General features: G+C 57.1%; 12 protein-coding genes. 4 read left to right on the top strand and 8 right to left on the bottom strand.

From position 1 onward, the window contains the following. Positions 1 to 142: 142 nt before the first annotated feature. Positions 143 to 1,189, bottom strand: coding sequence for a hypothetical protein (locus PN477_RS08280; protein WP_272121256.1), 1,047 nt, complete (start codon positions 1,187 to 1,189; stop codon positions 143 to 145). 130 nt (positions 1,190 to 1,319) lie between these two features. Here PN477_RS08280 and PN477_RS08275 point away from each other — a divergent pair, with 130 nt between their 5' ends. The 4 genes from PN477_RS08275 to PN477_RS08260 all read left to right on the top strand — a co-directional run bounded on the left by PN477_RS08275 (position 1,320) and on the right by PN477_RS08260 (position 5,397). Continuing rightward, positions 1,320 to 2,849: a YifB family Mg chelatase-like AAA ATPase gene (locus tag PN477_RS08275; protein ID WP_272121254.1), complete on the top strand. Its 1,530-nt coding sequence runs from the start codon at positions 1,320 to 1,322 to the stop codon at positions 2,847 to 2,849. A gap of 76 nt (positions 2,850 to 2,925) precedes the next feature. Next, positions 2,926 to 3,501, top strand: coding sequence for a Uma2 family endonuclease (locus PN477_RS08270; RefSeq protein WP_272121251.1), 576 nt, complete (start codon positions 2,926 to 2,928; stop codon positions 3,499 to 3,501). A 27-nt stretch (positions 3,502 to 3,528) separates the two neighbouring features. Then, positions 3,529 to 4,338 carry a TlyA family RNA methyltransferase gene (locus PN477_RS08265; protein WP_272121249.1) on the top strand — a complete coding sequence of 270 codons (810 nt, stop codon included), beginning with the start codon at positions 3,529 to 3,531 and terminating at the stop codon, positions 4,336 to 4,338. Between the two features lie 96 nt (positions 4,339 to 4,434). Next, positions 4,435 to 5,397, top strand: coding sequence for an N-acetylmuramoyl-L-alanine amidase (locus PN477_RS08260; RefSeq protein ID WP_272121247.1), 963 nt, complete (start codon positions 4,435 to 4,437; stop codon positions 5,395 to 5,397). A 20-nt stretch (positions 5,398 to 5,417) separates the two neighbouring features. Here the strand turns inward: PN477_RS08260 and trmB are convergent, their stop codons facing one another. From trmB to PN477_RS08225, 7 genes are all read right to left on the bottom strand, one after another. Beyond that, entirely contained in the window at positions 5,418 to 6,059 is a 642-nt protein-coding gene (gene trmB / locus PN477_RS08255) for a tRNA (guanosine(46)-N7)-methyltransferase TrmB (protein WP_272121245.1), read from the bottom strand. Between the two features lie 357 nt (positions 6,060 to 6,416). Next, the gene (locus tag PN477_RS08250) at positions 6,417 to 7,172 is read right to left on the bottom strand and encodes a DUF429 domain-containing protein (protein ID WP_272121243.1); all 756 of its coding nucleotides are present in this window, start codon (positions 7,170 to 7,172) and stop codon (positions 6,417 to 6,419) included. Next, positions 7,169 to 8,128, bottom strand: coding sequence for a hypothetical protein (locus tag PN477_RS08245; RefSeq protein ID WP_272121241.1), 960 nt, complete (start codon positions 8,126 to 8,128; stop codon positions 7,169 to 7,171). Before PN477_RS08245 ends, PN477_RS08250 begins: the two co-directional genes overlap by 4 nt. Before the next feature lie 60 nt (positions 8,129 to 8,188). Next, the gene (locus PN477_RS08240; protein ID WP_272121239.1) at positions 8,189 to 9,340 is read right to left on the bottom strand and encodes an LptF/LptG family permease; all 1,152 of its coding nucleotides are present in this window, start codon (positions 9,338 to 9,340) and stop codon (positions 8,189 to 8,191) included. A gap of 104 nt (positions 9,341 to 9,444) precedes the next feature. Then, a complete protein-coding gene (gene lptB, locus PN477_RS08235; protein ID WP_072620242.1) occupies positions 9,445 to 10,173 on the bottom strand; it encodes an LPS export ABC transporter ATP-binding protein in 729 nt (242 codons plus the stop codon). Positions 10,174 to 10,270: 97 nt separating this feature from the next. Next, positions 10,271 to 10,834: an LptA/OstA family protein gene (locus tag PN477_RS08230; protein WP_272121237.1), complete on the bottom strand. Its 564-nt coding sequence runs from the start codon at positions 10,832 to 10,834 to the stop codon at positions 10,271 to 10,273. Positions 10,835 to 10,864: 30 nt separating this feature from the next. Next, a complete protein-coding gene (locus tag PN477_RS08225) occupies positions 10,865 to 11,281 on the bottom strand; it encodes a DUF309 domain-containing protein (protein ID WP_272121235.1) in 417 nt (138 codons plus the stop codon). Positions 11,282 to 11,283: the final 2 nt, after the last annotated feature.

Here is an 11,283-nt window from a genome sequence, read left to right as displayed (position 1 = left end):
GGTGCATCCCACTTTTGCAGATTCATATTGCTCGCCAGGTAGAACCCTCATCCCCAGCCCTTCTCCCGCAGGAGAAGGGAGCCAAAAGCCCTCTCCTGCGGGAGAGGGTTGGGTGAGGGGTTGCACAACTGGGATGCACCCCCTAGGAATCCGTTGCAGCGGGGTCATTGAGGATGCGGAGGCGCACCTGTTTTTCGCCGGATTCATCAAGCTGCACCTCGATCACATCCTGGGTGAGGACATGGAGGCTGTTGAGGAGCGATCGCAGGTGAGGATTGCTCGCGCCCGTGTCCACGTAGAGGCGATCGGCCAAGCTGCCCAAGCGTCGCCAGGTGGTGTAGAGCTTGCCTACGGTTTGCTCTAGGGTGGTGGCTTGTTTAACGAGGTCGGCGGTGGTGTTGAGACAGTCGAGGCGGAGGGCTTCTTCGAGGGCCATTTCCAGGTCGATATCGGCGCGGCGCAGGGTTTGCACTTGGGCGGCAGCGTCGAGGTATTTTGAGAGGTTTTTGGCCTCCGTGGTCAGGGTTTTCACCATGTCGAGGTCGGGGGAGTTCGCCGCCTCCACTTGAATGGTTTTCAGGTGAGCATCGGGGAGTTTTTCCATTTCCCGGACGAGGGGGGCGATGTGGCGCGGGGCGATGCTGCCGTCGGCGGCTTTGGCTTTGATTTCGTCGGGGAGGAGGTCGGAACTCACGGCCGTCCATTCGTCGGTGAGTTGTTTGACTTCGCGACGGGTGATGCGATCGCCCCCGGCCGCCGCCTCGCTCACCATCCGCTGCACTTCCGGGTCAGCCTTGGCGGTTTCCATAAAGGCGTTTTTGCTGAAGCGGTTGATCGAGGTGGGGTCAAGTTGACCATCCGCGAGGAGCGTGTCGGCACTGTTGGCCAGTTGGATCAGGGTGTAGGCTTGGCTTTTGGTGATTTCTCGCTGTTTGAGCCAATTCAAAAAGCCTGTGCCCCGACCTTCGCCGCCGCGTTTTTCGCGATCGCGCACCGCTCGCAGCACCCGACCCCGCCAAATATCCGTTTGCAGATCAAACCGCTCGCAGATATTCCACACCTCATCCAATTGCCGCGTAAATTCATGGTCATGGATCTGATCATCGTCAGGATCGGGCAGTTGAAAATCAAAATCAGCGGGAACAGCGAGAGCCGCCGCCAGTTCGTCACGGGAAGGAGTGGTTTGCACAGGTCAAGATTCGGGGAAGATTGCGACGGCCATTATGCCACGTCGCCCCGAACTCCTTTAAAATTCAAACCGTATCGAGCTAGAGTTTCGGCCTGAGTGCGATCGCCTATTGTCCATCCCCAAAACCACCATGCTAGCCAGAGTTTGGAGTGCATCTGTTGTCGGCATCCATGCCGTCCAAATCGGCGTAGAAGTCGATGTATCCGGCGGGTTGCCCAAAACCATCCTTGTCGGTCTTCCTGATACCGCTGTCCAAGAATCCCGCGAGCGCGTCAATGCCGCCCTGAAAAACTCCGGTTTCGCCTTCCCGATGCGGAAAATCCTCGTCAACCTCACCCCCGCCGACCTCCGCAAAGAAGGCCCCAGCTTCGATCTCCCGATCAGCATCGGCATTCTCGCCGCCTCCGAACAGATCAACACCCAACTTTTGGGGGATTTTATTTTTATTGGGGAATTGTCCCTCGATGGCAGTTTACGGGCTGTGGCGGGCGTGCTCCCCGTGGCGGCAGCGGCGAAACAATTGGGGATGCGCGGCCTGATTCTCCCGGCCGACAATGCCCAAGAAGCCGCCGTCGTCGAAGGTCTCGACGTTTACGGGTTTAAGTACCTCAGCGAAATCGCCGCCTTTTGCGATCGCCCCCAAGACCATCAACCCGTCACCCTCAATCGCGATGTCTTCAAAACCGAACCCTGGATCGGCATCCCGGATTTAAAAGATGTGAAAGGCCAAGCCCAGGCCCGCCGCGCCTTGGAAATTGCCGCCGCTGGGGGCCATAACCTAATTTTCGTCGGGCCGCCGGGCAGTGGTAAAACCATGCTAGCCCGTCGATTACCGGGAATTTTGCCACCCCTGACCTTTCCTGAAGCGTTGGAAGTGTCGCAAATTCATTCCGTGGCGGGGCTGTTGAAAAATCGCGGCACATTGGTGCGAGAGCGACCCTTTCGGAGTCCCCACCATTCCGCGTCGGGGCCGTCGTTGGTGGGGGGTGGTAGCATTCCAAAGCCGGGGGAGATTTCCTTGGCTCACAGAGGCATTCTTTTTCTCGACGAACTCACAGAATTTAAGCGGAATGTGTTGGAATTCCTGCGCCAACCCCTCGAAGATGGCCAGGTGACGATTACCCGGACGCGGCAATCGGTGGAGTTTCCGGCGCAATTTACCCTGATCGCCAGTACAAACCCCTGCCCCTGTGGCTATTATGGCGACACGATCCAGGCTTGTACCTGTGGCCCGATCCAACGGGAACGGTATTGGGCGAAACTGTCGGGGCCGTTGATGGATCGCATTGATCTACAGGTGGCGGTGAATCGGCTCAAGCCCGATGAAATGATGGGGCAGGCCCAGGGGGAAGCGTCGGCGGCGGTGCGCGATCGCGTCCAACGAGCGCGGCAGATTGCGAGCGATCGCTTCGCATCCGAACCCCATCTTCAAGCCAACGCCGACATGCAAAGCCGCCACCTCCGCGACCACTGCGCCCTTGATGATGCCTGTCGCACCCTCCTCGAAACCGCAATCCGCAAACTCGGTCTCTCCGCCCGCGCCATGGATCGCATCCTCAAAGTCGCCCGCACGATCGCCGACCTCGAAAGCGCCGCCACGATCCAAACCCCCCACATCGCCGAAGCCATCCAATACCGCACCATCGACCGCATGCAATAACAGGGTTTGACGTTACACTAATCACCAGAATTACCCAAAATGATGGGTAGCGAAACTGTCCCAGAGGTCAATCATCATGAGCGTCTCACCCCTCCCACTGCAACGCCACAGTATTGATCAATATTTCACCCAAGAAACAGCATCCGAACAACGCCATGAGTACCGCGATGGACGAATTATCACCATGACCGGTGGAACCCCAGAACACAATGAATTAAGCGGCAGTTTAGTGGTATTGTTTCGCCTTGCCTTGAAAGGAAAACCCTATCAAGTGTTTGTGGCAGATCAACGCCTTTGGATTCCCAATCACAGGCTTTATACCTATCCCGATTTGATGGTGATGGCGAAACCGATCGAGCGTCAAGAGGGTCGAAATGATACGGTAATGAATCCCATTTTCATCGCCGAAGTTCTCTCCAAATCGACCCGCAGCTATGACCGCGACGAAAAGTTTGAAGCCTATCGCACCCTGACCACGTTCCAAGACTATCTCCTCATTGATCAGTACCGCATTCATGTTGAACATTATGTGAAACAAGGGAATAATCAATGGCTTTTTACGGAGTATGATGATTTGGCGGCACAGGTGACCATTGCATCCTTGCCAGTGGTGGTTAATTTGGCAGATCTATACGAAGGGATTGAGTTTTAAAAACGATGGTTAACCATACTAATTAGGATGAGTAAGAAACAACGCCTGGATCTGCTACTAGTGGAACGCAATTTGTGTGAGTCGCGGCAATGGGCGCAGCGGTTGATTCGGGCGGGGGATGTGAAGGTGAATCAGCAGCGGGTGGATAAGCCGGGGACGGAGGTGGCCATCGATGCTGAGATTGAGGTGAAGGCGAAACCGCCCTATGTGTCGCGGGGGGGGGAGAAGTTGGCGAAGGCGTTGGCGGTGTTTGGGGTGGAGGTGCGCGATCGCATCTGTCTCGATGGCGGCATTTCCACCGGCGGCTTTACCGATTGTTTGCTCCAACAGGGGGCGCGACAGGTCTATGGTGTGGATGTGGGCTATGGCCAGGTGGCTTGGCCCCTGCGCCAAGATTCCCGCGTCATCCTGAGAGAACGGACGAATCTGCGCCATTTAACCCCGGCGGATCTCTATGGTGAGGCTGAACTCGCCGATCTGGGCGTGGCGGATCTGTCGTTTATTTCCCTGACGAAAGTGTTGCCCGCGTTTTGGCCATTGCTCCGAGCGCCACGGGAATTAATTGTGCTGGTGAAGCCACAGTTTGAAGTGGGGAAAGCACGGGTGGGAAAAAAGGGCGTGGTGCGTGATCCGAGGGATCATGCCGATGCGATTTGGGGGGTGATCACGGCGGCGCAGGGGTTGGGGTGGCAGTATCGCGGTCTGACGTGGTCGCCGATTACGGGGCCAGCGGGAAATGTGGAATATTTGCTCTGGTTGAGGGAAGGGAAGGGGGAGGGGATCGACCTCAGTACGGTGCGGGAGTTGACGGCAGGCGCGATCGCAGCCCTGCGTTAATGTGCGTCAATCTGGTATGGAATGCTTAAGTTCCGCAGCAGGACGAAACCCCCTTGATATAATGCAAACCAGCGTCCAACATCGGGGAAGAGTGCTGTGAAATTTGGGATCGACATGGGACATAATGCACCACCGGATACGGGTGCATCGGGCTGGGCGAAGGAAGACGACCTCACCAAGGCCGTTGGCACGCGGGTGAGGGCCAAACTCGCCGCCCTGGGTCATATTGCGGTGAACTGCAATCCGAGTTCGGCCTATAGCGTCTTGGATTCCCTCAACAAGCGGGTCAGCATAGCGAATGCGCAAAATGTGGATCTCTACGTTTCGATTCATTTCAACGCTTTCAATGGCAAGGCCAACGGGGCAGAAGTGTTTGCGGTCAGTTCCTCCGGGGAACGCTACGCCAAGCCGGTTTTGAGTGAAATTGTCCGTTTGGGGTTTTATAACCGGGGGGTGAAGGATGGATCGCACCTTTATGTGTTGAAAAATACCTGGATGCCCGCGATTTTGATTGAATGCTGTTTTATTGATTCTTGGCGCGATCGCGACCTCTACGACACGGAACGGATGGCTAATGCGATCGTCACCGGCCTGACGGGGCAAAGTCCCGTGGTGACTCCCCCCCCCAACACCGAGGAAAACACAGGCGGCTCCACACCTCCCACGTCCTTTGATGCCCAAGTGCTGAAACTTCAGCAGCAGTTAAATCAGTTGCAAATTCGCGATCGCAACAACAAACCCCTCAGCGAAGATGGTCTGATCGGCCCCGCCACCCGTTTCGCCACCCAACGCTTCAACGACCTCATGGCCATCACCAGCGGCGACACCGCCAGCGCCGCCACCTGGAAAGCGATCGCCGAAATCCTCGCCCGTCCCATCCTCCGCCCCAGCCACGCCACCGGCAAAGCCGTGCGCTATGTGCAATTCCGGATCGGAACGGCGATCGACGGCATTTTTGGCTCCCAAACCGCCACCGCCGTCCGTCGCTTCCAACTCCAAACCCACATCACCGTTGACGGCATTGTCGGCCCCCAATGCTGGGGTAAGCTGCTCGTCTAGTCCGCCGCCCCCTTTTTTAGTCAGGATGATTGACGGGCGAACAAGCTGCGATAGACCGGCTGGCCTTTGCGGTGGGTGGCGCGTTCCCGTTCTGTGGTGACGGGGAGGGGATTTTCCGGCAACCAGAGGGATGCGTGTTGACAAGCAAAGGCGGGATGGGCGGTAAATTGATGGGTCATGTCTTGGGCGATCGCCTCCACATCCGACTGTAAAAATACCCGCGCCCCCACCGGCAACCGCTCCGCCAACAACGCCACCAACTCCGGCTGCACCACCCGCCGCTTCGCATGGCGTTGTTTAAACCACGGATCAGGAAACTGAATCGACACCCACTGCACCCGGCCCGGCGGCAACGAGTCGAAAATCTGCACCCCGTCCACATTGACATTACAAAATAAGTAATGCAGGTTTTTTAACCCCTGCTCATCCCGAATCCGGTTCGCTTCCACCACCAACGACTCGCGAATCTCCAGCCCCAAAATATTCCAATCCGGCTGCAACGGCGCGAGCATCAACGGAAACCGACCCCGCGCACAGCCAATATCGAGGTGAATCGGTCGGTTCATGTCCTCAAACACCTGCGACCAATCCGGCAACACCACCGGGTTTTGATATTTTTTGGCAAGGGGGTTAACGTGCTGACGAACGCGGACTCTAGGCATGGCTAAAAGGATGAAGAATGAAGGCAGAATTGAGCGTTAATGGAGGTTAACTATAGCGATCCTAAATCAATCGGAGATCTGATCTCCTCACTAACAAGGGGCTTAAGCCCCTTGCCTGTTCATGAATCTCACTAACAAGGGGCTTAAGCCCCTTGCCTGTTCATGAATCAAATAGGATTGCTATATTTAATCCGGTCATTGAAAAAGGCTCTAAACCTCTAGCGAGCAAGATGCTCGCACTACGGAATGACCGGATTATTTCCTTAAGTTTCATAAACGCTCACTCGATTAAAGGCTGGGACATTTCCTACAGTTTCATGGATCGCATGGATTCGATCAACTGTGCCATGGGGCGGCTTAAGGTTCTGGGCAGGGAGCCAGGGTATTCACAGGAGCCGGGATCACAATATACCCCGTTTCGACAGTGCCGAAGACCCAATTACGATCGCGCCCCCAATACCACCAATGGGCGGCGATGTAGGCGCAGAGGAGGCTATCGAGTTGGTCTTCAATTGCTTTTAAGGCTTTGCCGGTTAAGGTTGCAAAATCGGGGAGGGGAGGAAAGGGGGGCAATAGGGGCGGGTCGAGGGTGGGCAGGATGGTGAAGAGATAGGTGCGGAGTTGAGTAAGGGCGAGTTTGCGATCGCTTAACCGACCTTTTTTATATTTCAAAATCCGATCCAGCCCGAACAGGTGAATCGTTGCCGGATGGGGAAACACCTCGATTTGATAGCGGCCTGGGGCTTGGGGGGTGATGTCCGGGGCATGGTGAAACCCCCGCTCGGTGAGGGCCTCCCCTAACCCCACGGTTTGTGCAGCGAAAGGGCGGCCCTGATTGGCGGGATAGCAGCCTGCATGGTAGCGGCCAAAATGGCGGTGGGTGAGGCGATCGGGGCGGCGGGTTCCGGTGGGGTTGGGGATAATCGTCGGGGCATCGATCGCAATCATGCCCGGATCAGTGGGGGAGAGGGTGCGATCGCACCAAGCCAACACCGCCGCCGCCGTCGCCACCGTCCCCCAATCCACAAACCGCAACCCCACCCCATCCCACCGCAACCCACAGACCCCACTCGCCCCCGACGACCACCCCAAATCAACCCCTAAACAATTCATGGTGTGGAATTGAGCGGATCAGCAAAGGTATTAATATCACCGCCGCCCACCCGCTGAAACCCCTGTTGCGCCCCAGCATTAGGAGTCAGTTGGCGGCGTTGATTGCTAGGAACGTTAGGGGCTTGGGGTGTGGCCGTCGTGGGATTGCCGGGGAGTGGGTTCGTGGGGACGGTGCGGCGACCCGTGGGCGGCAAGGCGGGGATAGCCGTGGGTGTGGTGGGCGTATTGCGGCGGGTGCGTGTGGGTGGCACAGCGAGAACCGAACTCGACGACGCAGCAGAATTATCCGGAATGCCGAGATTATTGGCGTTGTCATAACGTGAAGTCTGGGGCGTTGGGGCCGCATTGGCGGGAGTCCCTGGCCCATCAGTGGCATTCCCCTGCTGCTCCAGTGCCGTTTGGAGGGGGTTCGTGGTCGGTTCAGCGGTGGGACTCTCCCCGTTAAGAGCGCGATCGAGGGCGGAACGCGGCGGGGGTTGATCGGGCTGGGCAGTGGTGGCCGGGGTGGCATTATCCGCCGGAGTCGGGGGCGTGAGCAGGGGATTAGCCGCGTTTTGCTGCGCGTTATCGGCCTCCTGTTGCTTCATGAATTGTTCGAGCAAACTGGGTTCCTGTTCACCCTCTTCCGGGGACGATGTGGGGGGAGCACCCGTGTAGGAACTCTCCGACCGGCCAAACCAAAAGGACAAATCTCCTAACTCCGCATCTTTTTCCAAATCCTCACGGGATAAGGTGGGGTTGAGGCGCAAAATTCGGTCAATCCAGGGGCTATCCGCATGGCTATCACTGAGCCAGTTGGGGTTGAGGAGATAGCTCCACAACGACACTCCCACCAAGACCCCCACGACGGTCGAGCCGATCACCATGGGACGTTGATAAAACGGGCGGGGAGCGAGGTCTAGACCCTCAACGGGGTGATGCGGATGATGGGAAGAGTGATGCGGATGAGAAGACATGGCACAACGGGCACTACTTCTTTAGTTTAAGAGATTTTTTGCAGATAGCCAGGTGTGGGATCAACGGGCGACTTGGAAGAGGATCACGCCACCAACGGCAAGCCCTAAGACATTGGTGATCCAGGCGGAGGGAAAGGGGGGAATGACACCGGCCACGCCCATGGCTCCGGTGGTGGTGAAGAGGGTGTAATACAAAAAGATCGTCAAGACACTAATGGCGAAACTGGTGGCGCGTCCCCCTTGCGATCGCGTCCCCAACGCCGCCCCCACCAGCCCAAAAATGAAGCAGGCAAAGGGAAAGGAAATTTTTTGATGGAGTCGCACTGTGATTTTACGAATTTGTTGTAAATCACCACTGATGCGCAGCACTTTAAGGTGGTCGCGGGCTTGGGTAATGGTCATTTCTGTGTTGTCCCGCACCCGTTCGACCAAATCGAGGGGAGCGCGGGGCAGTTGCAGTTGTTCGCGGTCAAAACGGAGAATATTCCGAAACGACCCATCGGGATCGATCAGATAAATCGTGCCATTGAAAAAATCCCACTTACCATCGCGGGGATTCCATTGCGCTGAATCGGAGGTGATGATCTGGCTGATGCCCTGCTGACTGCGATCCACCACGGTGAGCTTATGCATGGATTGCCCGTCGTAGCGTTCGGCATAGAAAAGGCGACTGAGGACGTTGCGAGATTGGCCCGCATCATCAACGATATCGTGATATTCCGGATAGAGAATGTTGCTGTCTTGGAATTGGGGGGTTTCGCCGGTGAGGGCTTCTTCAAGGGTGATGGCGGCGTAGTAGTTGGCACGCGGTACAACGATATCGTTAAAAATAAAGGTTAACGCCGTGATCGCTAAACTGACGATCAACCCCGGCACGACAATGCGATACACACTCACCCCCACGCTGCGCAGGGCGATCAGTTCGCTATCGGCGGCCAAGCGGCTATAGGCCATCAAGGTCGCCAAGAGGATCGACATGGGGAAGGCGTAGCAGATGAATTGGGGCGAACTGAGGGCGGCCACTTTGAAGGCTACCGAGAGGGGTAGCCCAAATTCCGTCACCCGCCGCACGAGGTCGAACAATACCCCCACCGCAAACCCCAGGGAGGAAAACAGCCCGACCCCAAACAGGAACGGCGCGAGAATTTCCCCGATGATGTAGCGATCGAGGACTGACCAGGGAGCACGGATGCGGGGAAGTTCTAGGGCCATGGGGGTGCAGGAGTAAAACGAAACAGGATGGGGGGGCGTGGGTGTGAACCGGACGGAGCGCGATCGCGCCTGAACCTAGGATAATTCTGAATCTTGCTAACCGTTTAAATTTGGAAATCCTCACCGAGATAATACTGACGCACGAGATCATTCTCGTAGAGTTCATCGGCGGTTCCGGAGGCGAGGATCGTGCCTTCGCGCATGATGTAGGCGCGATCGGTGATGGCGAGGGTTTCGCGGACGTTGTGGTCGGTGATTAAAATCCCCATGGGGCGATCGCGCAATTGGGCCACCATTTTTTGAATTTCCGACACCGCGATCGGGTCAACCCCGGCAAAGGGTTCATCCAGCAGCAGAAATTCCGGGCCGTATTGCCCCGTGGCCAGGGAGCGGGCTAATTCCGTCCGCCGCCGTTCTCCCCCCGACACGTAGCAGCTTTTGGTGTGGGCCACCTGTTCGAGGCGAAATTCACCGAGGAGGGTTTTGAGGCGGTAATGGCGTTCTTGGGGGGAAAGGGGGCCCTGTTCGAGGACGAGTTCCAGGTTTTCAGCAACGGTGAGGTTGCGAAAAATGCTGGCCTGTTGGGTGAGGTAGCCGATGCCAAGGTGCGATCGCTCATTGAGCGACAGTTTCGTGATCTCCCGATTATTGAGCCACACCGTCCCCTCATTGGGTTTCACCAGCCCCGTCGCCATATAAAACGTCGTCGTTTTCCCGGCTCCGTTCGGCCCCAACAACCCGACAATCTCACCCAACGACACCTGCACCGTCACCCGATCCACCACGACCCGCTTGCCGTATCGCTTTTTGACATTTTTAAGGTAGATGGTCATGGGAGGTTAAAGACTGATTAAGGATCGCCCACCCGATATCATCCCAGGAAATGCAGATCAGCGCCAACGGGGCCGGATCATCCCTAGGAGATGCGGGTTATCGTGGCCCATTGAGGTCGGACGGACGGGGATTAAACGGGTCTGGGGTTGCGGTGGGCGGGGCTGGGACTTCATCGCTGTAGGGGCGTTTGAAGGCGGGTTTGGGGTTGAAGGGGGGCGCAGGTTCCGGGGCGGGGGTTGTCGGCGGCGCGTCGGGGTCAGAAATGATGTAGATCGATTCTACTTGGCGATCGGGTTGGGGCGTGGCGATGAAGCGACCCTCCTCAATTAGGTAGGTGACGGTTTCGCCGCGAATGCTGTTGCCCTCCTGGAGGACGTAGACATTGCCGGTCATCACGATCCGCCGTTCGCGGCTGAAATATTGCGCCTGGGCCGAGGTGGCTTGGATTTGGCGGGCGGGATAATCGACGCGGACATTGCCGGTGGCGGTGATGATGCCGGTGACTTGGTCGGCTTCTTGGACATCAGAGCGGACGGTGATGGCGCGACCGTCTTGGGCGATCGCTGGGGTTCGGCCGGAAAGCGCGATCGCCCCCCCTAAGACCAGCGGCACAACCACAGTCCACAGCCAACGACGATTTAGAAATGGCACAGTACCCATAGATTTCACAGTTAAAAACGGCCCAACTCTCTAGATTCCCTTTTCCGCGCTGCTGTTCCCCTTTCCTGACGAATCGCGCCATTGCACGTCCGGCAGGGTGAAATCCATCCCTGCATCCCCCTGATCCACATCGTCCTGAACAGCTAACTGCTGGAGTTGCCCCAGGAGGGCCAAACTCGTCGCCATCAAGCGATCCACATCAATCCCTGAAAACTCCGGTTGATAGTTCCGCAGCCGCCGCACCCCCTCCCCTAGGAGCATCACCGCCCCCCGCTGGTTTTGGTTTTCCAAGTGATAGCAGGCCACCGCCACCTGTAACACCCCTTGATAGAACTGCTTTTCAGGCTCTAGGGCTTCGATCCACAGGGCTTCGAGGGTGTCATGGCAGGCGTAGAAGTCTTGGCGCTGAAATTCGCCAATGGCTTGGCTGAAGGCAGTTGGGATCATGG

The sequence above is a fragment of the Spirulina subsalsa CS-330 genome, from assembly GCF_028330765.1.
In the GTDB taxonomy this organism is placed as follows: Bacteria; Cyanobacteriota; Cyanobacteriia; order Cyanobacteriales; family Spirulinaceae; genus Spirulina; species Spirulina subsalsa_A.
This window is presented reverse-complemented; position numbering and strand designations above follow the sequence as displayed.